The organism is uncultured Acinetobacter sp. (genome assembly GCF_947626835.1).
Classification (GTDB): domain Bacteria; phylum Pseudomonadota; class Gammaproteobacteria; order Pseudomonadales; family Moraxellaceae; genus Acinetobacter.
Genome location: NZ_CANQTS010000008.1, coordinates 57,096 through 79,660, shown reverse-complemented (window position 1 = coordinate 79,660; position 22,565 = coordinate 57,096). Strand labels below are relative to the sequence as shown.

Sequence of the window (22,565 nt, the reverse complement as noted above, 5' to 3'; positions counted from 1 at the left end):
CGAAATAAGTTTAGAGTTAAAGATATTGATAAATTATTTAAAGATTACTGTAATGATTTATTTGGTATTTAGCTATACTTTATACAAGTTGATATTGGCATATTGGGTGTATGGCACATCTAAAGCAAAACCAACACCATACAGGAAGTTGTTAAAACCACGGTTGTTGTCATAATCTGCATTGTGTTCCCAAGTCGTTGCAATCAGCACGTCTTTTACAGGACCAAAGCTTAAATCTTGACCTGATACTTCACCTAAGCTTAAGCGTGGTGCAATTTCAAAATAAGTACTTGCGTCGTCGTTGTCATCCCATTGTTGGTCAACAAAGAAAAACACATCAGAATATTTGTATTTAGCTGCATATTCAGCAGTTAAAGTGGTACGTTGCTCGGTACCAACTTCGTAATTTTCACCATAAAGCGCAGTGAGGCTAAAGTCTTGCCATACTGGCTTAGCTTGAGCAAACACAGCAGCGGAAGAGAGTGCACAAAGTGCAGCAAGTTGTGTAAGTTTCATCAAAAAAATCTCAGGCCTATAAAAAAGCGTATCTAGAATACAGACAATTAAGTAAAAATAAAGCTAAAAAGGACAAACGGATAAGCTAAGCGTTAGTTTTTTAACTGCCTCGATAAGTAGAGTAAGCAAATGGGCTGATCAAAAGCGGAATATGGTAGTGCTCATTTAAATTATCTACACTAAAATAAATAACAACCTTTGGGAAAAAACTATTTAAATTTAGTGATTTAAAATAATTCATGGTGAAAAATTCTAAGCTGTAATGTCCAAGTGCTAACTGATTTAAACCCAAAGCCTCACTTGTAATACGACCATCTTGGTTGGTCGCTACAGTGGCTAAAATGGTGTCTTGCTCATCACGTAAATTGACCAAAACATGGGCGGCAGGTTTGCCTAAATGAGTGTCTAAAATGTGGCTGCTAATCATGATGTAATTCCTGTTCTAAGCGTGATAAAGCAATCGCAGCAAGTTGTTGTTGAACAATCTGTTGTTCAGTTTTATCGTCATTTTGCAAGCGTGTATTTAAAGCGTTAAGTATCTGTTGGCTACTTAAGCCTGCAGCTTTTATTAAAAATATATAGCCAAAGCGTTTTTGATAGCTAAGATTGGCTGCCAAAATTTGAGCTAAGGTGTCGGGGTCACTTTGTGCAGCAGCTTGCTCACGTTCAGAAAAAACCTTTTCTTGTGCAGTTAAGGCATGTTGAGCTTTTTTTTCACCAATTTTAGGATGCGTATTCAGTGCGTTTAACACCTCTTGCCATGTCCAACTTTGGGCTTGTTGTTGTGCAAATGCAAGTACAGCTTGTTTTGAGCTAAACGGACGTGCTGCTGCCATGGCCTCAGCCCAACGCGGAATGTTGACGCAATGCGCTAAAAATTCTGTAACTGGTTCTTGATTAAATTGTGCTAAGTCCATAATGGTCAAATTATTTTAATATATTCGCTAAATTAGCAATAACAATGCCAACACTTGGTAGCCAAAATTTTGAAAAATTTGAGCAAATTTAAATCTTTAAATGGCTGGATGATTGAGTTGCCAATGCCGTGCAAGATCACCACGACGACAAATCCATACCTGTTCATGGCTTTGGACATAATCTAAGAAGCGTTGCAGGGCTTTAAAGCGCCCCGGACGCCCCAAAAGCCGGCAGTGCATACCAATCGAGAGCATTTTTGGTGCGCTATCTCCTTCACGATACAACACGTCAAAGGCATCTTTTAAATATTGATAAAAATCATCAGCCTTATTAAAACCGCCAGCTGAACTAAACTTCATATCATTGGTGTCTAAGCTATAAGGAATAATCAAATGTGGACGCTGAATGCCTTGAGCATTGCTAAGGCTTGTCCAAAAAGGTAGGTCATCGCCATAGTAATCACAGTCATATTCAATTTGTGGAAATTCAGCGAGTAACTGGCGTGTGTTGGGGCTATCTCGTCCGGTATACCAACCTATAGGTGCTTGTCCAAATAAGGCTTCAAGTACACTGATTGCTTGGTGCATATGTTGGCGTTCGGTCGCAAGATCAATATGTTGATAATGCAACCAACGTTGCCCATGCGACACTACATCGTAACCAGCTGTTTTAATCGCCTCTACCACATAAGGGTTACGGGCTAAGGCCATGCCTACCCCAAAAATGGTCATGGGTAATTTGCGTTGTTGAAATTCTTGGTGAATACGCCAAAATCCTGCGCGCGAGCCATATTCATACATCGAGTCCATTGACATATGTTTGGCATTAAAAGTCATAGCACCAACCAGCTCAGATAAAAACTGCTCAGAGCCTTGATCACCATGTTCAACATGATTTTCGCCACCTTCTTCATAATTTAAAACAAACTGCACGGCAATTTTGGCTTGATTGGGCCAAATCACCCGAGGTGGTGTGCCTTTATATCCAATTAAATCACGTGAATATGCAGAATTTTGAATAGAATCAATGAGTTTTTGTCCTATCAAGTAAGAAGTTGTCACGTTTGGTATCCTTTTGATAATTTTTTTCAAATACCTCTTGCATATTTTAAACAGAAGCCCGATATTCAAAGCATAGAAGGACGCTTCTTAAGACTCAAAATAGTGCATCAATAAATGGAGGTTGTCTTCCAAAACAATACAGATGTAGTGCTTTAGCAATAGCTAAGCGACAAGCGTGCCAAGATAGAAAAGTTTTGCACAATAAAGATTCATATAAAGATACGAAAAGAGGATGAAATTATGAACATTGAAATCCGTACAGATAAAAACATTCAAAACAGTGATCGTTTAATTGGTTATGTACGTGCAGAACTGAACGAAGAATTCCAACGCCATAGTGAGCGTATTACCCACTTTTCGGTACATTTAAGTGATGAAAATGGTGCAAAAGGTGGCGATGATGATATTAAATGTATGATCGAAGCACGTCCTGCGGGACTTAAACCAGTCGTTGTTAATCACCGTGGACACAATGTAGATACTGCAATTGCAGGTGCTATTGACCGCTTAAAACGTAGTTTGGAACATGTGATTGAGAAAACAGAAAAACCACGTGCTCAACAACCGCAACTGGTTGATAACGACAAAGACAGTGATTTAGATCTGATTGATGACGACGAATAATCTCTTCAATTGATCAAGCCCCTTTTTTAGGGGCTTTTTTACGCATGCGTAAATTTGTCATCGCAAATAGCAGCATATTGGGCATAATAGGGCTTAGATTAAACAGAGAATTACTTATGTTAAGCACACAACAACACGCCTTAGTTGCAGCCGTTTCTGCTTTAGATGTTCAACAAGTTGAACAGCTGTTACAACAAGGCACAGACCCAAATTTTATTATTGATGCTGAAACAGGACCGTTGATTTCATTGTGGTCAGATACTGTATTTGCATGGTGGGAACAAGTGTGTGAAGCATATGAGTCAGGTCAGCCTTTATCACAAGATGAAAAAGCCCAATTGCTCAAACCTTATATGCAAATTTTAGAAGCGCTGATCCAAGCCAAAGTTAATTTACATCTGTGGGATGCAGAAGAAATTTATGGCCCACTTTGGGATGTGGCAAGTGCAGCCTGTGTGCCAGCAGTTGAGCGTTTATTAGCTGAAAAAGTTGATCCAAACACTAAAGATGAAGATGACCTAACAGTTTTATCATCGATCAGCCAATTGCTGTTTGAATGTGATTTTGATGAAATTGATTGGTCGCAAGCACTTGAAGAAGAAAAACAAGTACTTGAATTGTTACGTGCCCATGGCGCAAAAATGTCTAAAGAACTGAACTAACTTTGGAAAACGTATGACCCAACAAAAAACGCTCATGGCGCTTGCATTGCTTGGTTGTAGCTGTGCAAGTTTTGCTGTTGAATTTGACCGTCCGGGCAGCGGTTTTGGCACCTCTACTGTTCCTGTAGGACAGCTGGCTTGGGAGCAAAGTCTTGCCAATGCACATTATGTTGAAGATCAAAATGCAGCAGGGCAAACAGTCAAGCAGACCCTAGTTTACGCCGATACGCTGCTGCGTACAGGCTTAACTGATGATTTAGAACTGCAATTGGGTTGGCAAGGTCCTGCATGGTCAAAAACTAAAGTTGCAGGGCAGTCACTTGAGCAAGATGGTTTAGGTGATGTCAGCATTGCGCTAAAAAAAGCCATTGATTTAGATGATGAAAAGCTCTCCATGGCAGTTGTAGCACAAGCTGTGATTGCCACAGGTAACGAGGTATTTAGCCTGCAAGATGACCTCTATAGCCTTGCTTCAACTGTCAATTATCAATATACAGATGAATTAACTACAGGCATCAGTATGTTTTATGCAGTACAAGATGGAAAATGGCGTGCGACAGCTGTTCCTACCTTGCAATATGCATTTAATCAGCGTTGGAGCGGTTACTCTGAATTGGTGTACTCAAAAGCTGAAAGTCAGGACTATGAGTATGGTTTGGGGTCAGGGGTGATGTATAAAGTCAATTCACGCTTGCAGCTAGATGCTGGTGTGGGTGTCGGTTTAAATGGTCATGCAGATCGTTACCAAGCAGGTTTAGGCTTTGCTTACGCTTTTTAAAATGTGCTAAAACCATAGGAAAACGCAGTTGAAGATTCAGTCTTGGCTTAGCCTGTTTATTTTAAGCTTCTTGGCCTTATTGAGTAGCTTGACTCAGGCGCAAAATGAGTTGTTATCTGCTGACGCTGCGTTTCCGATTCAAGTACAGTCGCTTGCTCCTGATCGAGTAAGCATTTCTTGGGAAATTCCTGAAAATTACTATTTATATCAACATAAAATTGAGGTACAGCAACAGCATCAAGCCCTGCAACTTGAGTTGCCACCCAGTCAAGCTATGTATGACGAGAACTATGGTCATACCCAAGTTTACTATCAATATTTAACTTTTCAGATTCCAAGTCAGCCCTTAAAAAACTATCAAGTATCATGGCAAGGCTGCGCCAAAGATCGCATTTGTTATCCGCCACAACAGATCAATTTTACAACCGATGTTAACGGTTTAGTGCAATTTCAAACTGCCAAGCACAAGCTTGACTTATTACAGCTGAATCAGGAAAACCAAGCTGCAGAGCAAGCCACGTTAGCGCATGCACAAGATCAACAATGGTTAGATCGTTTAAATGCACATCCATTTATATATAGTCTGTTGTTATTTTTTGGCTTAGGCATGTTATTGGCATTTACGCCATGTTCTTTGCCGATGTTGCCGATTTTAACCTCTTTAATTGTGCGTGATCGGCGTGGTTTACAGGCCGGTTGGATTGCCTTGGTCTTTGTTTTAGCCATGGCAAGTGTCTATGCACTTTTGGGTTTATTGGCCTCAGCTGCCGGTTTGAATTTCCAACGTTGGTTACAGCAACCGGTTACCTTAATGCTATTTGCAGGCTTATTTATTGTCTTTGCTTTAAATTTATTTGGTTTGTTTGAGCTTAAATTACCCTCGGCATGGGTCAATCGTCTTGATCGTTTACAAGCCATGCAGCGCGGTGGGACCTTGCTTGGCGCTGCACTGATGGGCGCGATTTCGGCTTTATTGGTCGGTCCTTGTATGACTGCACCGTTAGCAGGTGCTTTATTGTTTATTAGTCAAAATCAAAACCAACTACAAGGTTCAATGCTGCTATTTAGCTTAGGTTTAGGCATGGGCACGCCTTTATTATTGGCCAGTATTTTAGGCGCGCATGTCTTGCCACAAGCAGGGCAATGGATGCAGCACGTACGTTATGTGTTTGCTTTTTTAATGTTGGGCCTAGCGCTGTACTTTGTACGTCCTTTACTGAATGAAACCGTTATATTGCTATTGGGCTGCGTACTCAGCTTAAGCTTCTTTAGCTATATGGGCTATCAAATTTACCACAGCCAAGCGCGTTTAAGGATCTGGTATATTGCACTGTTACTCATAGTTGCACCAATCACCATGTATGTGCAAGTGCAACCACTATTGCAACAACAGCAGACCAACCATCAACAAAATACTTGGCATGTCGCGAAAACCGCAGCGGAGTTTAAAGCACTATTGGCACAAGCACCGCAGCAAAATATAGTGATTGATGTGTATGCCGATTGGTGTGTTGCTTGTCAGCCCATTGAAAAACGCGTATTGAGAGATTCTAAAGTACAACAAGCACTATCCAATGCCTATTTGATTAAACTGGATTTAAGTGATTACGATGCAAGTCATGCCATTTTGTTAAAAGAATGGCAAATTTTAGGTCCACCAACTTTTTTATTTTTAAATTCCAAGCAACAAGAACAACGTCATTTGCGCTTAACGGGAAGTTTTAGCAGTGAAGATCTGCTTAGTAAGTTAAAGGCTTTAGAGTAAATATTGTTCTATATATAAGACATAGTGTGCCAAGCATAGATATTCACTTAGCTTTGTAGGACGTTATAATGGTTACATCGCAAACAATAAGATTGGAATCAGCATGAAAGTTTTACACATTGATTCAAGCATCCTAGGTGCAGCATCTGTTTCACGTCAACTTAGCCATGCTTTGGTTGAGCAGTTAAAAGTTAAACATGCTGCAATTGAAGTTGAATATTTAGACTTAAATGAAACCAATATTCCGCATTTAACCGGCGCGATTTTAATGGGTCAAAATGCCGAGCAAACTGCTTTAGGCGAGCAATTGATTAGCCAATATTTAGCAGCTGACATTGTGGTGATTGGTGCGTCAATGTATAACTTTGGCTTATCTTCAAATTTAAAAGCATGGATTGACCGCATTAGCGTAGCAGGTCGTACCTTTAAATATACTGAAAATGGTCCGGTTGGTTTAGCAGGCAATAAAACTGCTTATATCTTAAGTAGCCGTGGTGGTGTCTATGGCGACAACAGCCCAATGGATTTCCAAGAAGGTCTACTCAAAGCAGTATTTAACTTTACTGGCGTAAGCGATGTAACCGTGATTCGTGCTGAAGGCGTGAATATGGGCGATGATGTGAAAACCCAAGCGATTAATGTCGCACTGGCTAAAATTGCGCAAATTTAAATAAAAAAGGTCAGTGAATACTGACCTTTTTTTTAATCTACATCTACAGCATGTGCAAATTCAGATAAATCAGCCAAAGCTTGTTTGGCTTCATTAAACCATCCAAACAGTTGGAAGTTATGCCACATACCGGTATAAATTTTAAGCTGACTTTTTACCCCTGCTGCCTCAGCACGTTGGTGCAAACGCTTGGCATCATCGAGCAATAGAGCTTTTGAGCCGACTTGAATAAAAAGGGGAGGTAAATCATCGAGCTTGGCAAACAGTGGTGATATTTTGGCATCGCCTCGTTCATAGCCACGTGGCACGTAGTATTCAATCCCTGTATCTAAGGCTTTGGGGCTTAGCAAGGCATCCAGTTTGGCATTATAACGAATGGATTCACTGGTTAAGGTTAAATCTAAAAAAGGTGAATTTAAAATTAAACCACTCACTTGTGGTAAGTTCTCGTCGCGAATCCGCAAGGCTAAAGCCAAGGCTAAATTCGCCCCCGAACAGTCACCGGCTAAAATAATATCTTTGGCTTGAATACCTTGTGCCAATAAATCCTTATAAACCCGTAACAACGCTTCAATCGCATCTGGAAATTGATACTCAGGCGCCAATGGATATTGCACATGCAAAATCTGCATTTGGCTACGCGCTGCCACTTGGGTTAAATACGCACGATGTGTGTTCAGCGAACCAACAAAAAATGCCCCACCATGAAGATACAAAATCAGTTGCGTAGCTTCATCTTGGGCTTTGATTTCTTCAACTTTTAAACCACTGATCGTTAAACTGCGTATATGGGTTTGTTTATGCTGTGGTAACACGCGACTCATGTGTTCTAAAGCAAAACGTAAGCTGTTGGGCGGCAAATTCAGCTGACTTGGCGCACGAATGGTGGTTTTTAACAATTTTTCCGTGGCAAGTTGTTTAATTAGGGGATCTATTTTCATTGCTAGCCTATTTATTGTTGCTATGACTTAGGTTGTATATTTCACAACACTTTTGATCAGGCTACACTAAACAGTCACATTCAAAAATTGCAAATTTGTTGCCGATTTTTAATACTAGAACAGTCGATTCGACCTTAAGGTAGTCATAACAATGAAAAAATTATGGGTTGTAGGTTTATTAGCTTTAGCGAGTATGGCCAATGCAGCAGATCCACTGAATGGCACAGTATGGAAAACCATAGATGAAAACACCAATAAAGCCAAAGCGTTGGTAAAATTTACTGAACAAAAAAATGGCACACTCTCGGCAAGCATTCAGCAAGTACTAACCCCCGGTGAGGAAAATGCATGTAGTAAATGTGAAGGTCAATACAAAAACAAATCCTTAAAAGGCTTGACCATCGTGCATGGTTTAAAAAAGGTTGGTGCAAACATTTATGAAGGTGGATCTATTGTTGATCCTAATTCAGGGAAAACCTATAAACTTAAAGCACAGCTCAATGGCAGTAATTTACAGATGCGAGGTTTTATTGGTATGTCTTTGTTGGGGCGTACTCAAACGTGGCAACGTGTCAATTAAGTTCATAAAAATAGCCTGTTATTGGCAGGCTCTTTTTCTTATGCAAGTGCGCGATAAGCAGCTTCGTCAAAACCGACAATAAGGCCTTTGGAGGTTTGTAAAACAGGACGTTTAATTAAGCTAGTATGTATTGAAAGCGTATCAATTAAATTATCTTGTGAACCTAAAGCGTTTTGTTGTTCTTGCTCAGAGAGTTTGCGCCATGTGGTCCCTTTTTTATTTAAAATCACCGCCTCACCTTGAGTATCAAGCCAAATTTTTAAGGTGTGTGGGTCAATGCCGTGTTTTTTATAATCATGAAATTCATAAGCCAAACCTAATTCATTAAGTAGGTCAAAAGCTTTTTTCATAGAACTACAATTTTTAATGCCGTAAATTTTTAACATATTGCTGCTCAAGGTTGATTTTGAACTAGCTTATACGATTTGGGCTTAAAATTTAATGACTGTCATCATGATGTCATAGCGGCAGTTTAAAGTAGGGATTAGAAATGAGTGCTTTAGAATATAGAAAACCCGCATCTAATCGTCCTGATTATGCGGGTCTCAGTGCAACGTCCGTTGTCTTCTTCCTTAAAACAAGCTTTGGGTAAAAGCTTATTTTTTCATCCTACAGCATCCAATCCATGTGTGGTCATCCTGACCGGCTCCCTTTGCTGTGGCGACATAATGCCCTGAATCTTTTTAAGAAAAAAGCAATAAAGTCGACAGAGTATGTAGGAAATAAACACCGATTGAGTAAACAACTGTTTACTTAAACTTAAAGTTTGTAGTCAATAATCACAGGGGCATGGTCACTGTACCATTGCTCTTTATACACCCAAGCATTCACCGTACGTGCTTTCCAATCGGGTGAGCAGGCTTGGTAATCAATACGCCAACCAACATTTTTAGCCCGTGCTTGCCCACGATTCGACCACCATGAATAGACTTCAGCTTCTTTCACCACTTCACGGAACGTATCGACATAACCTAAATCATCATAGATATGATCAAGCCATGCACGCTCATGCGGCAAGCAGCCAGAGGCTTTTTGATTGCCGGACCAATTTTTAATATCAATCCGTTTATGTACGATGTTGTAATCGCCACACACAATTACCGATTTATCTTCATCACGCCATTGTTTGAGAATTTTTTTGTATTCTTCTAAAAAGTGGTCTTTACGTGCCTGAGCTTCTTCACCTGATGAACCTGAAGGTAGATATAAGGAGCAAATATGTGCAGTTTTATCTAAACCTAGGTCAAATTCAGCCGAAATAAAGCGACCTTGTGAGTCGGCCAGTTCAAAGCCTAAGCCATCGGTCACAGAAACAAAGGGTAAACGGCTATAAATTGCCGTACCTGCATAACCTGGTTTTTGAGCTGGAAATAAATGTGTATGCCAACCTTCAGGTTTAAACTTATCGGTCCATTGTTCATGATTAATGCGTGATTCTTGCATACAAATCACGTCGGCATCTGAAGTGGCCATCCATTCAAAAAGCCCTTTTTTTTCGGCAGAACGTAGTCCATTTACGTTAATTGAAACAACGCGCAGAATTTTTTGATCACTAGGATAGCTACTCTTTGGTATCATGCTCAGGTTTAACCTCAAACTTAAAAAATGGAGCACCTCATGACAACGCAAGCGGCATTTAACCCACAAGCTTTTATCGAACTCGCATTATCACGTGGTGTGCTTAAATTTGGTGAGTTTACTTTAAAATCGGGTCGTGTGAGCCCTTATTTTTTTAATGCCGGTTTATTAAACGATGGTGAAGCATTAACAGGTTTAGCCGCAGGTTATGCAGCGAAATTAACCGAATGCAACCATGTAGAAGTGATTTTTGGCCCTGCGTATAAAGGCATTCCTTTTGTTGCGGCAACTGCTGTGGCATTGTCACAAAATCACGGTGTGAGTGTCCCTTGGGGCTTTAACCGTAAAGAAGCCAAAGACCACGGTGAAGGTGGCGTATTAGTGGGCGCTGCGGTTGAAGGCAAAAAAGTATGGATCATTGATGATGTGATCACTGCAGGTACAGCGATCCGTGAAGTGGTAACTATTTTAAAAAATGCGGGTGCACAAATTGCAGGTGTTTTGGTTGCTCTTGATCGTCAAGAAAAAGGTCAAGGTGAGTTATCTGCTATTCAAGAAGTGCAAAAAGAACTCGAAATTCCAGTTCATGCTTTGATTACCATGAAAGATTTAATGGATTACTTAGCTGCCAAAGGTGATACAGAAGCATTAGCGAAAATGGAAGCGTATCGTGTGAAATATGGTATCTAATTTTTTAATATAAAATATTGATTTTTAATAAAGCTCTATCCATGATAGGGCTTTATGTTTTATAGGATTTTATACTGGTTAGTAGTCACTTTAACCTCATTCACATAAGTTGTGACACATTTTAGTTGTTGTGTCATGTCGACTTGAAAGTTTAATTCAAAATCTGGCAAATCCTCGGGACTATAAAAGTTACAAATTAATTGCTGCTCTAAACGTTGCATTATAATTTGAATAGGGAAGCGATAGGTGTTTTGAAACTGTAAATCTTTATAGCCATAGACCACAGTGGCATCACTGCCTAAAGGGGTGAAGCGCTCATGTTCTTGATAAATATCAATGGAATGCGAGTGACGCTCAATAATCTTTAAACCCGCTTTGAGTGCATTGATGTATAAAATACCAGACACCTGACAAATTCCTCCGCCAACATCTTCACGAATTTGACCATTCACTAAGTTACGTCCAGTTTTAAAACCATTCTTTAACACAGGTTGAGGCACCAACTGCCAAAATGAAAATACTTGAGATGGTTCAATCACGACGTGATTGATATGTTCTAAACATAAATCAATATTATGTACTTTATTGCCAAAACTATGACTCATTTTGATTTCTTGGTAATGAGATAGTTTGTGATTAAGTTTAAGTGGATTTGCATTGTGTTGTGCAAATTTTTGTGGTTTTAAAATATGTTCACGTAAATAGCGCTTTACGAGTTGATAGCGTAGGCGGGCTTTTGCAGGAATTAATTTTTTCATAATGATATCTGATCGCATGCAAAAATTTAGGCAAGTGATTAAGTTATATAAAATGCATATTTTATTGGACTTTTATGTACAAATGTTGCTCATTAGAGAATTTTTTTTTAAAAGAAGCCTTATCTAAACTCAGATATACTGCAAATATTGTAAAAACTGAGAAAAGTTATGCGTGTACTTGTAGTTATGGATCCCATCGAAAATGTCAACCTGAAAAAAGATTCAAGCATGGCAATGCTTTGGGCTGCGGCACGCCGTGGCCATGAGCTCGGTTATGCTTTACAAGAAGATTTATATATCGATCAAGGTAAAGCCTTTGGCTTAATTGCGCCGTTAAAGGTGTTTGAAGATGACCACCATTATTTCGAGCTAGGTGAAAAACAAAAAGAATCCATTGCAGCTTATGATGTGGTGTTGATGCGTAAAGATCCACCATTTGATATGAACTTTGTGTATACCACTTATATTTTAGAACAAGCCGAACGTGAAGGCGCGTGGATTATTAACAAACCACAAAGCTTGCGTGACTGTAATGAAAAGCTGTTTGCAACCCAGTTTCCTGAACTACAAGTGCCTACTTTAGTGACCTCGCAACAAAGTTTAATTCGTGAATTTATTCAAGAACATCAAGATGTGATTGTTAAACCACTTGATGGTATGGGCGGTATGGGGATTTTCCGTTTAACGGCTGATGGCGCCAATATTGGTTCAACTCTCGAGATGCTAACCCAAATGGGGAAACAGCCAATTATGGCGCAGCGTTATATTCCTGAAATTGTGGATGGTGATAAACGTATTTTAATAGTCAATGGCGAGCCGATTCCGTATTGTTTGGCACGTATTCCACAAAATGGTGAAACGCGCGGTAATTTAGCCGCAGGTGGTCGTGGTGAGGCACGTCCCTTAACTGAAAATGATAAAGCGATTGCAGCAAAAGTTGGGCCGTTTTTAAAAGAAAAAGGTTTGATTTTTGTCGGCTTGGATGTCATTGGTGATTATGTGACAGAAATTAATGTCACCAGTCCAACCTGTATTCGTGAAATTGATGCACAATTTGGGACTTCAATTGCTGATAGCTTATTTGATGTCTTAGAAAGCGCTTTAAAAGTTTAAGTTTTAAGCATGATGAAAAAAGAGCCAACTTATGGCTCTTTTTTTGGCAAGTTATTTTGACTTTTTGCTTTAAAAGACTCAAAAATGATGGATTTACACGCAACCTTAACGCGTCAAAATTTGCATAAATTTACAATAATTTATAAGCTGCATAGCTGTTGATAACAAAACTAGTTTAAAGTCACAAATCTAAGGAAAAAACCAATAAATTGCCCACTGAAAAAAACTAAATTGACTTTCATGGCTGCATATTTGTGATTACAATTGTTCGCTTATAAAGAACTTTCATTAGCCCTCTCTGAATTGAAGAAATAGACCGTGAGCCAAGCGCAGAAACAACAACCTAAACACGTCATGATGATGGCTGCAGGGACAGGTGGGCATGTATTCCCCGCGTTAGCTGTGGCCAAAGAATTACAACAACAGGGGGTGACGGTCTCTTGGTTGGCTACGCCAACAGGTATGGAGAATCGTCTATTAAAAGATCAAAATATTCAAATTTATCAAATTGATATTCAAGGTGTTCGTGGTAACGGTGTCGTGCGTAAATTGATCGCACCGTTTAAAATCTTAAAAGCCACTTTAAGTGCTATGAAATACATGAAGCAGCTGAATGTGGATGCTGTGGCAGGTTTTGGTGGCTATGTGGCAGGCCCAGGTGGTCTTGCAGCACGAGCTTTGGGTATTCCTGTATTAATCCATGAGCAAAATGCAGTGGCAGGTTTTACCAATACGCAGTTGTCACGTGTTGCTAAAATAGTATGTGAAGCGTTTCCAAATACTTTTGCAAGCACCAGTAAAGTGGTTGCTACAGGTAATCCTGTACGTAAAGACATTACTGAAATTTTAAGCCCTGCTTGGCGTTATGAACAGCGTGAAAAAGCTGGTTTACCGTTAAAAGTGTTGATTGTTGGTGGTTCGTTGGGTGCACAAGCGTTAAATGAACGTGTGCCTGAAGCATTAATGCAATTGGGATTGCCTTTAGAGGTGTATCATCAGTGTGGGCAAAATCACCAAGCAGCGACAAGCGAGCGCTATGCGGGCGCCGCTGCGGATTTAAAAGTACAAGTACAACCCTTTATTCAAGATATGGCGCAAGCTTATAGTGACGTCGATTTAATTATTTGCCGTGCCGGTGCACTGACTGTAACAGAAATTGCCACAGCTGGTGTGGCTGCGATTTTTGTGCCGCTACCCAGTGCCGTTGATGATCACCAGACAGCCAACGCTAAATTTTTAGCCAATGCGGGTGCTGCCAAAATTTGTCCGCAAGGCACACTGAGCTCGGCCAGTTTAGCTGAAACTTTAGCACCGTTGATGAATCGTAAAACATTGTCACACATGGCAGTCAAAGCCCGTCAACATGCTCAACCTGATGCAACCCAACATGTGGTTCGTTTAATTCAAGAATTGTTACCCGAGTAATTTATGTCACCCTCTATTCCTGCTAATCAAGCAAAAAAATTAATTAAAGTTCCAGAAATGCGCCGCATTAAACACATTCATTTTGTGGGAATTGGTGGTGCAGGTATGTGTGGTATTGCCGAAGTTTTGAAAAACCAAGGCTATAAAGTCTCAGGTTCTGACATTAAAGCTTCAAAAACCACTGCACAGCTTGAAGAAAACGGAATTCAAGTCTATATCGGGCATGCAGCGGATAATATCCAAGATGCTGATGTGGTTGTAGTTTCTACAGCAATTGATCAGGAAAACCCTGAAATCAAAGCAGCGATTGAACATCGTATTCCTGTGGTACGTCGTGCAGAAATGCTAGGTGAACTCATGCGTTACCGTCATGGTATTGCTGTGGCAGGTACGCATGGTAAAACCACAACGACCAGTTTAGTCACCTGTATGTTAGCTGAAGAAAACCTTGACCCGACCTATGTGATTGGCGGTTTACTCAATCGTACAGGCGTGAATGCTGCGTTGGGTGCGAGTCGTTATATCGTGGCAGAAGCAGACGAATCAGATGCCACTTTCTTACATTTACAGCCAATGGCTGCCATTGTGACTAACATTGATGCCGACCATATGGATACCTATGGCGGTAGCTTTGATGTACTTAAAGACACGTTTGTCACCTTCTTACAAAAGCTCCCTTTTTATGGTTTAGCTGTAGTGTGTGGCGATGATGCCAACGTACGTGAAATTATGCCGCGTATTGGTCGTCCAGTTTTAACCTATGGTTTTAACGAAGACAATGACATTCGTGCTGTTGATGTTGAACAAGATGGCATGCAATCACATTTTACTGTACTTCGTAAAGATCGTGAGCCATTACGTGTCACCATTAATATGCCGGGTGCGCACAATATCCTCAATTCTTTAGCAGCGATTGGTATTGCCACCGATGAAGGTGTATCCGATGGTGCAATTTGCCGTGCCCTAGAGAGCTTTAGCGGTGTAGGTCGTCGCTTTCAAGTCCAAGGTCAGTTTGAAGTTGCTGGCGGTGATGTAAAATTGGTGGATGATTATGGTCATCATCCAAAAGAAGTTGAAGCGACTATTAAAGCCGCGCGCCAAAGCCATCCAGATCGTCGTTTAGTGATGATGTTCCAGCCACATCGTTATAGCCGTACGCGTGACTGCTTTGACGATTTTGTCGACGTTTTGTCGCAAGTTGACCAATTGTTACTCCTTGAAGTTTATAGTGCAGGTGAAAAACCAATTGTCGGTGCAGACAGTCGTGCCTTAGCGCGCAGTATCCGTTTACGTGGTGATGTTGAGCCAATTTTGATTGATCCTGTAGAAGGCAACCTGCAAAATGCATTGCAAAAAGTGTTACAAGCAAATGACTTGTTATTAACCCAAGGCGCAGGTAATGTGGGTGGGATTTCAGTCGAGTTAGCGCAAAATCATCTGTATTTAAAATAATTTGCTTGCGATTAGATTTGATTAAAAGCTGTACTAAAGATTTTAAGGATATTAGCGTGTTAGATGTTGCAAAATTCGGCAAAGTAGCCGTGTTATTTGGTGGGAACTCAGCAGAGCGTCAAGTGTCGCTCGATAGTGGTCATGCTGTGCTTGAGTCATTATTACGCTCAGGTGTAGATGCAGAAGCGTTTGATCCACAACAACGTAGCGTGACCGAATTAGTCGGCTATGATCGTGCCTTTATTGTTTTGCATGGACGTGGCGGTGAGGATGGTCAAATCCAAGGTACATTGGAATGGTTAAATGTTCCTTATACCGGTACAGGTGTGCAAGGTTCAGCCATTGGTATGGACAAGGTAAAAACTAAGCAAATTTGGCAGGGTTCTGAACTGCCAACAGCGCCTTATCGTATTGTCAGTAAAGATTCTAATTTAGATGAAGTTGTAGCTTCGATTGGTTTGCCATTTATTATCAAACCGGTACATGAAGGTTCAAGTATTGGGATGAGCAAAGTCGAGAAAATTGAAGATTTTGCAGCTGCTCTTGCCAAAGCCACTGAACACGATGCGATTGTAATGGCAGAAAAATGGATTACTGGGCGTGAATTTACTATCGTCATGCTCAATGGTCAGGCATTGCCTGTGATTCGTTTACAACCACCAGCAGATGTTGCATTTTACGATTATGAAGCGAAATATCAGCGTAATGATGTAGAATACGGCATTCCATGTGGTTTAAGCCCAGAAGAAGAACAACGCCTACAAGCATTAAGCTTACGTGCTTTCCAAGCAGTTGGTGCAAGCGGTTGGGGACGTATTGATGCCATGCAGGATGAACAAGGTAATTTTTGGTTACTTGAAGTCAATACCGTGCCGGGGATGACCAGTCATTCTTTAGTGCCAAAAGCAGCCCAAGCCGTCGGTTATAATTTTGATGAATTGTGTGTTGCGATTTTAGAGCAAACTTTAACGGATGTGGCTCACTAAATCATGGTCCAACTTCCTGCTGCAATGCGGCGTAAACGCAACAAGGCGATTACCTCTATTCATGACAAGCCACCGACCAAGCAAGAAAAGCTTGCACATTGGGGTGGTTGGTTATTATTGGTGATTGCATGCGCTGTATTGGCAGTGGGCATCTATGCATTATATAACCTAATGACTGATGCACAGGTGGCTAAATTAGATGTCGTAGGTACACGTTCAGGTGCTGAAAGTAGTAAAGTGGTGCAACATGTTGCACCGGTAATCACCAAAAATTATTTTACCTCTGACCTTGGGGTGGTGCGTGATCGTACTTTAGAGTTGTCGTGGGTTGAGCGTGTGGTGGTGTCACGTGCATGGCCTAATGCCATTCGTGTGCGTGTGATGCCACGTCATCCCATTGCACGTTGGGGTACAGGACGACTGCTCAGTGATAGTGGTGTGGTGTTTAGTGAAGTTGATGCAAAAAACTATCAACATCTGCCTTTATTACATGGTCCGGTGCATCAGTCTGAGATGATGATGCGTCGTTATAATGAAATTAATCAATTATTCCTACCAGTGAATTTGCGTCTCAAAGAATTATATTTAACAGACCGCATGACCTGGTTTATGCAGTTTGATTCGGGTCTACGCGTCATTGTCGATCAAGATCAAACCATGAGTAAGTTGCAACGTTTAAGTCATTTGGCACAAACTGATTTTAAGCCGGTGTGGCAAAAAATGTCATCCATTGATTTACGCTACCGCAATGGTTTAGCCATTCAATGGCAACATTCAGCGGCACCGAGTATTGTAAATGGTCATTTTGTTGTAACTACAAATGACAAAAGCATTGCAACAGGAACCAAGGCAAAGCCATAATTTGGCTTTATAAATAGAGGCTTAAGGCCAGAAATTAAACCAACATAATGGTAGTAGTGAATAATGAGTGAAGCTGTTCCCTCGGTTGTTGCGATTGACATTGGGACGCACAAAGTTTCGGTTTTGATTGGTAAGGTACACGCGCCGGATAAAATCCAAGTGATTGGTATGGCAACAGCTCGTAACCGAGGCATGAATAAAGGGAAAATTGTTAGTCTCGATAAAGTTATCACTGCAATTAAAAATGCTGTGCAAGAAGCCGAAGATATGGCTGAATGCCGTGTGCATTCTGCTTGGGTGTCTATTCCAAGTACAGAGCTAAAAAGTTGCTATGCCTTTGGCACGACTACCATTACCAATGCCGATCACACCATTACCACTAGCGAGGTGGTGCGTGCGCTTGAGCTTGCTAAAGCCAGTCAGGTCAGTTCAGATCACTATTTAGTCAGTGCTGTGCCTTTAGGTTTTGATTTAGATGAGTCAGGTGAATGGGTACAAAACCCAATTCGTATGTCAGCCAATAGCATGACTGGTCATTATCAGTTGATGCAACTGCCGATTAGCACCATGCAAAACCTAGATCGTGCTATGAAAGGCGCTAATATTGGCGTTGAAAAAATGGTGATTTCAACCCTTGCCACATCAGAAGCGTGCCTATTAAAAGATGAAAAAGAATATGGCGTATGCTTAATTGATATTGGTGCAGGTACCACCAATGTAGCGATGTATATTGAAGGTCGTTTGGCACTCACGCATACTCTACAACGTGGTGGTGAACATGTCACACGCGACATTGCAGCTGTGTTGCAAACCACGACCGAAGAAGCAGAGCGTATTAAATTATTGTATGGTTGTGTGGATCAAAAAGTCGTAAAACCCGATCATATGATTCAGATTCAAGGCATTGATGGTCCACAAACTATTAGTCGAATTGAGCTGACTGATATTATTATTGCGCGCTACGAAGAAATTTTTGGGCAAATCCGTCAAGAGTTAGAAAAAACGGGTGCGTTACAAGGGCTTTATCATGGCGTGGTCCTTGCAGGTGATGCCTGCCAAATTGAAGGTATGGTGAATTTTGTGCGTCGTATGCTGGGGGTGTCTGCACATTTAGCCAATCCACCAACAGCGGTATATAGCGATGATGCGCAGCAAGCGGCGTTACACCGTTCACAATATGCAACAGCAGCAGGACTGTTGATGTTTAGCCAAAGTGAGTTGCCTGAAGCGATTTCTGAGGAAGAAGAAACTGATGAAGTTTCATTTTGGAAGCGTGCTGGCCGCGCTTGGTCTGGTTTAAACGATAAGTTGAAATCATTCTTTTAGGTGAATATGCGGTAAAAGCATTTACAATTGCGGCTACAAATTAAGCTTAGACTTGACAAGCCGTCACTTGAACAGCATGCTTTAAAGCAATTTTTATTTATTAAATATAAGGCAGTGTACGGGCTTTAAGTGGCTGCCAATTATGAATTAGGAACTCTCAAGGTCATGGCCTCATTTGAATTTTTTGAAGATGATCAAACCGATAGCAACGGTCAAGCCCGTTTTACTGTGTTTGGTGTAGGTGGTGCTGGTGGTAACGCTGTGCAACACATGTTGGAATCTGACATCCAAGGCGTAAAATTTGTTTGTGCCAATACCGACTGTCAGGCGCTTGATCGTATGAATGCGCAATTTAAAATTCAGTTGGGCGAGCAAAGCACACGCGGCTTAGGCGCAGGTGCAAATCCACAAGTGGGTCAAGCTGCGGCTGAAGAAAGTCGCGAGATCATTCGTCAGCACCTAGAAGGTACTGACATGGTTTTTGTGACCGCAGGTATGGGCGGTGGTACTGGTACGGGTGCTGCGCCTGTTGTGGCTGAAATTGCTAAAGAAATGGGCATTTTGACTGTCGGTGTAGTGACCACGCCATTTAATTTTGAGGGTAAACGTCGTTTACTTTCAGCAGAAAAAGGCATTGAAGCATTAGAGCAACATGTTGATTCTTTGATTATTATTCCAAACCAACGTCTGCTTAAAGTGTTCCGTGACATCTCAATGAAAGATGCCTACAAAAAAGCCGACGATGTATTGCTTAATGCAGTACGTAGTATCTTTGACCTTGTGGTGCGTCCAGGTCATATTAACCTTGACTTTGCCGATTTAAAAACCGCCATGAGCACACGTGGGTATGCCATGATGGGTGCAGGTTTAGGTCGTGGTGAAAATCGTGCCCGTCAAGCAGCTGAACAAGCGATTCGTAGCCCATTGTTAGACAACGTCACGATTATGAATGCCAAAGGCATCTTAATTAATGTAACTGGTGGCGATGACGTGACCTTTGGTGAAATTGAAGAAATCACCGATGTAGTCAATCAAATTGTCGATCTTGATGAAGGTCAAGTGTTCTACGGTACCGTATTTGACCCAGATGCGCGTGATGAAATCAGCGTGACTGTAATTGCCACTGGTTTAACCCGTAACTCAGCCGATGCTGCTGATGTGGTCAAACGTCCAGCGGCTAATCCAACAGTACCGAATGCTTCAGCAGCACAGCAAACAGCAGTGGATGATGATGATGTACCTGCTATTCAGCGTCAAACGACCGAGGCGCCAAGTACACCAGTTGCTCCAACAGGTAATGGTCGTCCAACACCAATGAGTATTCAAGATTATCTTAAAAATCAACAACGTAAGTAATATGTAACAAGATATGTTTACATTGTTACAACGTAAAAGGTAGCTTTCGGGCTACCTTTTTGTTTTTGCATCAGGTTTAAGTATGCTAACGTATAGCGGTTTAAGCGAATAGATTGGACGGATATGTTGAAGCAAAGAACCCTAAAACGTGTCGTGAAAGCGAGCGGTATTGGTCTGCACAGTGGTCAAAAAGTCTTTATTAACTTTGTGCCTCACCATGCGGACGGGGGGATTGTGTTTCGTCGTATTGATTTAGATCCAGTGGTGGATATTCCTGCCGATGCCATGCTGATTCAAGAAGCATTTATGTGTTCTAACTTGGTACAAGACAATGCCAAAGTGGGCACGATTGAGCATGTCATGAGTGCCATTGCCGGTTTAGGCATTGATAATTTAATTGTTGAAGTTTCTGCTTCAGAATTACCGATTATGGATGGCAGCGCTGGTCCATTTATTTATTTACTGATGCAAGGTGGTTTACAAGAACAAGATGCAGCCAAGAAATTTATTAAAATCTTAAAGCCTGTGGAAGCCTTAATTCAGGATAAAAAAGCTATTTTTACCCCACATGAAGGTTTTCAGCTAAATTTCACCATTGATTTTGACCATCCTGCGTTTGAAAAAGAGTATCAGTCTGCCACGATTGATTTTTCCACAGAAACCTTTGTCTATGAAGTCAGTGAGGCGCGTACCTTTGGTTTTATGAAAGACCTTGATTACTTAAAAGCCAATAATTTGGCTTTAGGTGCCAGTCTTGAAAATGCGATTGGGGTAGATGACACCGGTGTGGTCAATGAAGAAGGTTTACGTTTTTCTGATGAATTTGTGCGCCATAAAATCTTAGATGCTGTAGGCGATTTATACCTTATGGGGCATCAAATCATTGCAAAATTTGATGGTTACAAATCAGGTCATGCCCTGAATAATCAGTTACTACGCAATGTGAAAAATGATCCAACGAGCTATGAAATTGTAACATTTGATGACGTTGAAAAATGTCCCATCAGTTATGTAACAATTGCATAAGTTCTTGTCTTTTCATGTAAATGTAATAATGTAACAGATACACTTGTGATTTAAGTCACGAATTTTATTCATCATTTGGTCTAAGCATAAATGAGAATTACTTTTTTTTGCTTGCCAAACGTAGCATAGCTTGGCTAAGCTTAGGGTCGCTCACAAAGCAAGCAGCATCGCGGAGCATATCTTGCGTTTCTGCTTGTAACTGTCTAGAACAATTCGGATTTTTTACAGGTGCTTGGGTTTTAGACCGCAAACGTACCTGAATTTTCTGTAAGTGTTCTAAACCAGAAATTTGTGACAATTGTTGTACGTATTGCTTTTGTAGATAACCAAGCTGACTAATCATGGCTTGATTTTCACCAGTGATCGTCAAAGTACCATTTTCATAACACACAACTTGCCAGTGCTCCGGTTGGGGCAGGATGGGTTGGATAAGTTTGCTCAGTTTCTGCCAAGCAGCAACTTGGCTTGAGAGAAACGTTAAGTTTCCTGTTTTTAAATGTTGACTTGTTTGCCCAAAGACGTTGACAGGTTCAGACATACATCATTCCTTCATATTTATGTCTTAATCTTATGCGCTTCTTTTGTTGGATATCAAGGAAGAAATTCAGACAAGGGAACTTTGCTAAAGACAGTTTAAAGAGGTTTTTTTATGCATTTGCGACGTATTTTTGTAGCGTGTACTTTAGCGGCTTCAGCGTCAACCGTGGCTTTAGCTGAATTGGTTGATCTGAATACGCAAACTAAAGTTCAAGTATTAGATTTAAAAGTTGAGTCCAATGAGGATGCACTTGAGCAACTCACCAAAACATTGGCTCAAGGTTCATATTCAGACTTTAAACCAGCAGCTGAAATTGCTGAACTTAAACCAACTGAACTGAATGTAACTATTCGTGGTGCAGAAAAAACCACAGTACTCAATAATGAGATGCTTGAGAAAAAATATCCAAGCACAAGTACAGATTATTCGGCTTCTCTACAAAATATATCTTCAAGTGCTAGCCCATATTCTTGGTTGCTCAATCATCCACTGCCCAATGGTCGTATTAGTTCAAACTACGGCGGTCGTACTATGAATGGTCGTGCCGAAAACCACTCAGGTTTGGATTTAGCAGCACCAACCGGTACACCAATTTATGCCACAGGTCCGGGTGTAGTGACCAAATCAGGTTGGGGTACAGGCTATGGTCAATATGTGGAAATCAACCACGGCGATGGCTATGTGACGCGTTACGCACATGCTTCACGTTTAATTGCTAAAGTGGGTCAACGTGTCAAAGCGGGTCAACATATTGCTAACGTAGGTTGTACTGGTCGTTGTACTGGACCACACTTGCACTATGAAGTAGTTAAGAATGGTCAGCGTAAAAATCCATCACCTTATTTAGCGATGTTACGTTAATTGAGTCGCTTTAAGTGCTTGCATGAATAAATTGTCAACACTTAAAACTTTCAGTTGAAGTCCTAAGCTGTATTAAAAAG

Annotated in this window: 24 protein-coding genes and 1 pseudogene; 16 read left to right on the top strand and 9 right to left on the bottom strand. The window is 40.9% G+C overall.

Annotation, left to right across the window (positions count from 1 at the left end; translation table 11 throughout):
• Positions 1 to 78: 78 nt before the first annotated feature.
• The 4 genes and pseudogenes from Q0Z55_RS05765 to puuE all read right to left on the bottom strand — a co-directional run.
• Positions 79 to 516 (bottom strand): annotated as a pseudogene (locus Q0Z55_RS05765) (outer membrane protein OmpK); the annotation flags it as partial.
• A gap of 100 nt (positions 517 to 616) precedes the next feature.
• Complete coding sequence (uraH, locus tag Q0Z55_RS05760; protein ID WP_297425474.1) at positions 617 to 943, bottom strand: hydroxyisourate hydrolase; 327 nt, start codon at positions 941 to 943, stop codon at positions 617 to 619.
• A complete protein-coding gene (uraD, locus tag Q0Z55_RS05755) occupies positions 936 to 1,433 on the bottom strand; it encodes a 2-oxo-4-hydroxy-4-carboxy-5-ureidoimidazoline decarboxylase (protein WP_297425471.1) in 498 nt (165 codons plus the stop codon). Before uraD ends, uraH begins: the two co-directional genes overlap by 8 nt.
• A gap of 96 nt (positions 1,434 to 1,529) precedes the next feature.
• On the bottom strand, positions 1,530 to 2,495 hold the full coding sequence (gene puuE, locus Q0Z55_RS05750) for an allantoinase PuuE (protein WP_297425468.1): 966 nt from the start codon (positions 2,493 to 2,495) through the stop codon (positions 1,530 to 1,532).
• 240 nt (positions 2,496 to 2,735) lie between these two features.
• On the opposite strand from puuE, the gene Q0Z55_RS05745 reads away from it, so the two are divergent.
• The 5 genes from Q0Z55_RS05745 to Q0Z55_RS05725 all read left to right on the top strand — a co-directional run bounded on the left by Q0Z55_RS05745 (position 2,736) and on the right by Q0Z55_RS05725 (position 6,994).
• Complete coding sequence (locus Q0Z55_RS05745) at positions 2,736 to 3,119, top strand: HPF/RaiA family ribosome-associated protein (protein WP_297425465.1); 384 nt, start codon at positions 2,736 to 2,738, stop codon at positions 3,117 to 3,119.
• A gap of 116 nt (positions 3,120 to 3,235) precedes the next feature.
• Complete coding sequence (locus tag Q0Z55_RS05740) at positions 3,236 to 3,781, top strand: ankyrin repeat domain-containing protein (RefSeq protein ID WP_297425462.1); 546 nt, start codon at positions 3,236 to 3,238, stop codon at positions 3,779 to 3,781.
• Positions 3,782 to 3,794: 13 nt separating this feature from the next.
• Positions 3,795 to 4,559 (top strand): transporter, encoded by a 765-nt coding sequence (locus tag Q0Z55_RS05735; RefSeq protein WP_297425459.1) that lies wholly within the window; start codon positions 3,795 to 3,797, stop codon positions 4,557 to 4,559.
• A 28-nt stretch (positions 4,560 to 4,587) separates the two neighbouring features.
• On the top strand, positions 4,588 to 6,324 hold the full coding sequence (gene dsbD / locus Q0Z55_RS05730) for a protein-disulfide reductase DsbD (protein WP_297425456.1): 1,737 nt from the start codon (positions 4,588 to 4,590) through the stop codon (positions 6,322 to 6,324).
• 103 nt (positions 6,325 to 6,427) lie between these two features.
• Positions 6,428 to 6,994 (top strand): NAD(P)H-dependent oxidoreductase, encoded by a 567-nt coding sequence (locus Q0Z55_RS05725; RefSeq protein ID WP_297425452.1) that lies wholly within the window; start codon positions 6,428 to 6,430, stop codon positions 6,992 to 6,994.
• A 32-nt stretch (positions 6,995 to 7,026) separates the two neighbouring features.
• Here the strand turns inward: Q0Z55_RS05725 and Q0Z55_RS05720 are convergent, their stop codons facing one another.
• The gene (locus Q0Z55_RS05720; RefSeq protein ID WP_297425449.1) at positions 7,027 to 7,935 is read right to left on the bottom strand and encodes an alpha/beta hydrolase; all 909 of its coding nucleotides are present in this window, start codon (positions 7,933 to 7,935) and stop codon (positions 7,027 to 7,029) included.
• Between the two features lie 151 nt (positions 7,936 to 8,086).
• Between Q0Z55_RS05720 and Q0Z55_RS05715 the strand changes: the two genes are divergently transcribed.
• Positions 8,087 to 8,515, top strand: a complete 429-nt coding sequence (locus tag Q0Z55_RS05715; protein ID WP_297425446.1) for a DUF2147 domain-containing protein — start codon at positions 8,087 to 8,089, stop codon at positions 8,513 to 8,515.
• Positions 8,516 to 8,553: 38 nt separating this feature from the next.
• Here Q0Z55_RS05715 and Q0Z55_RS05710 read toward each other — a convergent pair whose 3' ends face one another.
• Complete coding sequence (locus tag Q0Z55_RS05710) at positions 8,554 to 8,901, bottom strand: Spx/MgsR family RNA polymerase-binding regulatory protein (RefSeq protein WP_297425443.1); 348 nt, start codon at positions 8,899 to 8,901, stop codon at positions 8,554 to 8,556.
• Positions 8,902 to 9,274: 373 nt separating this feature from the next.
• The gene (locus Q0Z55_RS05705) at positions 9,275 to 10,093 is read right to left on the bottom strand and encodes an exodeoxyribonuclease III (RefSeq protein ID WP_297425440.1); all 819 of its coding nucleotides are present in this window, start codon (positions 10,091 to 10,093) and stop codon (positions 9,275 to 9,277) included.
• Positions 10,094 to 10,132: 39 nt separating this feature from the next.
• Between Q0Z55_RS05705 and pyrE the strand changes: the two genes are divergently transcribed.
• On the top strand, positions 10,133 to 10,783 hold the full coding sequence (gene pyrE, locus Q0Z55_RS05700) for an orotate phosphoribosyltransferase (RefSeq protein WP_297425437.1): 651 nt from the start codon (positions 10,133 to 10,135) through the stop codon (positions 10,781 to 10,783).
• 59 nt (positions 10,784 to 10,842) lie between these two features.
• Here pyrE and Q0Z55_RS05695 read toward each other — a convergent pair whose 3' ends face one another.
• Positions 10,843 to 11,541 carry a VanW family protein gene (locus tag Q0Z55_RS05695; RefSeq protein ID WP_297425434.1) on the bottom strand — a complete coding sequence of 233 codons (699 nt, stop codon included), beginning with the start codon at positions 11,539 to 11,541 and terminating at the stop codon, positions 10,843 to 10,845.
• A gap of 168 nt (positions 11,542 to 11,709) precedes the next feature.
• Between Q0Z55_RS05695 and gshB the strand changes: the two genes are divergently transcribed.
• The 8 genes from gshB (at position 11,710) to lpxC (ending at position 21,086) form a co-directional block, all read left to right on the top strand.
• Complete coding sequence (gene gshB / locus Q0Z55_RS05690) at positions 11,710 to 12,654, top strand: glutathione synthase (protein ID WP_297425431.1); 945 nt, start codon at positions 11,710 to 11,712, stop codon at positions 12,652 to 12,654.
• A gap of 318 nt (positions 12,655 to 12,972) precedes the next feature.
• Positions 12,973 to 14,079: an undecaprenyldiphospho-muramoylpentapeptide beta-N-acetylglucosaminyltransferase gene (gene murG, locus Q0Z55_RS05685; RefSeq protein WP_297425428.1), complete on the top strand. Its 1,107-nt coding sequence runs from the start codon at positions 12,973 to 12,975 to the stop codon at positions 14,077 to 14,079.
• A gap of 3 nt (positions 14,080 to 14,082) precedes the next feature.
• The gene (gene murC / locus Q0Z55_RS05680) at positions 14,083 to 15,531 is read left to right on the top strand and encodes a UDP-N-acetylmuramate--L-alanine ligase (protein WP_297425426.1); all 1,449 of its coding nucleotides are present in this window, start codon (positions 14,083 to 14,085) and stop codon (positions 15,529 to 15,531) included.
• A 56-nt stretch (positions 15,532 to 15,587) separates the two neighbouring features.
• The gene (locus Q0Z55_RS05675; RefSeq protein ID WP_297425423.1) at positions 15,588 to 16,517 is read left to right on the top strand and encodes a D-alanine--D-alanine ligase; all 930 of its coding nucleotides are present in this window, start codon (positions 15,588 to 15,590) and stop codon (positions 16,515 to 16,517) included.
• A 3-nt stretch (positions 16,518 to 16,520) separates the two neighbouring features.
• Entirely contained in the window at positions 16,521 to 17,378 is an 858-nt protein-coding gene (locus Q0Z55_RS05670) for a cell division protein FtsQ/DivIB (protein ID WP_297425420.1), read from the top strand.
• A gap of 63 nt (positions 17,379 to 17,441) precedes the next feature.
• Positions 17,442 to 18,704, top strand: a complete 1,263-nt coding sequence (gene ftsA / locus Q0Z55_RS05665) for a cell division protein FtsA (RefSeq protein WP_297425417.1) — start codon at positions 17,442 to 17,444, stop codon at positions 18,702 to 18,704.
• 165 nt (positions 18,705 to 18,869) lie between these two features.
• A complete protein-coding gene (gene ftsZ / locus Q0Z55_RS05660) occupies positions 18,870 to 20,060 on the top strand; it encodes a cell division protein FtsZ (protein WP_297425414.1) in 1,191 nt (396 codons plus the stop codon).
• A gap of 123 nt (positions 20,061 to 20,183) precedes the next feature.
• Positions 20,184 to 21,086: a UDP-3-O-acyl-N-acetylglucosamine deacetylase gene (lpxC, locus tag Q0Z55_RS05655; RefSeq protein WP_297425410.1), complete on the top strand. Its 903-nt coding sequence runs from the start codon at positions 20,184 to 20,186 to the stop codon at positions 21,084 to 21,086.
• Positions 21,087 to 21,183: 97 nt separating this feature from the next.
• On the opposite strand, the gene Q0Z55_RS05650 is transcribed toward lpxC, so the two are convergent.
• Positions 21,184 to 21,624: a DciA family protein gene (locus tag Q0Z55_RS05650; protein WP_297425407.1), complete on the bottom strand. Its 441-nt coding sequence runs from the start codon at positions 21,622 to 21,624 to the stop codon at positions 21,184 to 21,186.
• Positions 21,625 to 21,735: 111 nt separating this feature from the next.
• Between Q0Z55_RS05650 and Q0Z55_RS05645 the strand changes: the two genes are divergently transcribed.
• On the top strand, positions 21,736 to 22,485 hold the full coding sequence (locus tag Q0Z55_RS05645) for a M23 family metallopeptidase (protein WP_297425404.1): 750 nt from the start codon (positions 21,736 to 21,738) through the stop codon (positions 22,483 to 22,485).
• Positions 22,486 to 22,565: the final 80 nt, after the last annotated feature.

Excerpts from the sequence above, each read along its gene's own strand:
- Q0Z55_RS05650 (WP_297425407.1), bottom strand. The coding sequence starts at position 21,624 with ATGTCTGAACCTGTCAACGTCTTTGGGCAAACAAGTCAACATTTAAAA.
- Q0Z55_RS05735 (WP_297425459.1), top strand. The coding sequence starts at position 3,795 with ATGACCCAACAAAAAACGCTCATGGCGCTTGCATTGCTTGGTTGTAGC.
- Q0Z55_RS05740 (WP_297425462.1), top strand. The coding sequence starts at position 3,236 with ATGTTAAGCACACAACAACACGCCTTAGTTGCAGCCGTTTCTGCTTTA.
- Q0Z55_RS05710 (WP_297425443.1), bottom strand. The coding sequence starts at position 8,901 with ATGTTAAAAATTTACGGCATTAAAAATTGTAGTTCTATGAAAAAAGCT.
- ftsA (WP_297425417.1), top strand. The coding sequence starts at position 17,442 with ATGAGTGAAGCTGTTCCCTCGGTTGTTGCGATTGACATTGGGACGCAC.
- Q0Z55_RS05645 (WP_297425404.1), top strand. The coding sequence starts at position 21,736 with ATGCATTTGCGACGTATTTTTGTAGCGTGTACTTTAGCGGCTTCAGCG.
- lpxC (WP_297425410.1), top strand. The coding sequence starts at position 20,184 with ATGTTGAAGCAAAGAACCCTAAAACGTGTCGTGAAAGCGAGCGGTATT.
- Q0Z55_RS05705 (WP_297425440.1), bottom strand. The coding sequence starts at position 10,093 with ATGATACCAAAGAGTAGCTATCCTAGTGATCAAAAAATTCTGCGCGTT.
- Q0Z55_RS05725 (WP_297425452.1), top strand. The coding sequence starts at position 6,428 with ATGAAAGTTTTACACATTGATTCAAGCATCCTAGGTGCAGCATCTGTT.
- Q0Z55_RS05695 (WP_297425434.1), bottom strand. The coding sequence starts at position 11,541 with ATGAAAAAATTAATTCCTGCAAAAGCCCGCCTACGCTATCAACTCGTA.
- Q0Z55_RS05720 (WP_297425449.1), bottom strand. The coding sequence starts at position 7,935 with ATGAAAATAGATCCCCTAATTAAACAACTTGCCACGGAAAAATTGTTA.
- Q0Z55_RS05670 (WP_297425420.1), top strand. The coding sequence starts at position 16,521 with ATGGTCCAACTTCCTGCTGCAATGCGGCGTAAACGCAACAAGGCGATT.
- uraH (WP_297425474.1), bottom strand. The coding sequence starts at position 943 with ATGATTAGCAGCCACATTTTAGACACTCATTTAGGCAAACCTGCCGCC.
- Q0Z55_RS05715 (WP_297425446.1), top strand. The coding sequence starts at position 8,087 with ATGAAAAAATTATGGGTTGTAGGTTTATTAGCTTTAGCGAGTATGGCC.
- ftsZ (WP_297425414.1), top strand. The coding sequence starts at position 18,870 with ATGGCCTCATTTGAATTTTTTGAAGATGATCAAACCGATAGCAACGGT.
- pyrE (WP_297425437.1), top strand. The coding sequence starts at position 10,133 with ATGACAACGCAAGCGGCATTTAACCCACAAGCTTTTATCGAACTCGCA.
- Q0Z55_RS05745 (WP_297425465.1), top strand. The coding sequence starts at position 2,736 with ATGAACATTGAAATCCGTACAGATAAAAACATTCAAAACAGTGATCGT.
- uraD (WP_297425471.1), bottom strand. The coding sequence starts at position 1,433 with ATGGACTTAGCACAATTTAATCAAGAACCAGTTACAGAATTTTTAGCG.
- murC (WP_297425426.1), top strand. The coding sequence starts at position 14,083 with ATGTCACCCTCTATTCCTGCTAATCAAGCAAAAAAATTAATTAAAGTT.
- gshB (WP_297425431.1), top strand. The coding sequence starts at position 11,710 with ATGCGTGTACTTGTAGTTATGGATCCCATCGAAAATGTCAACCTGAAA.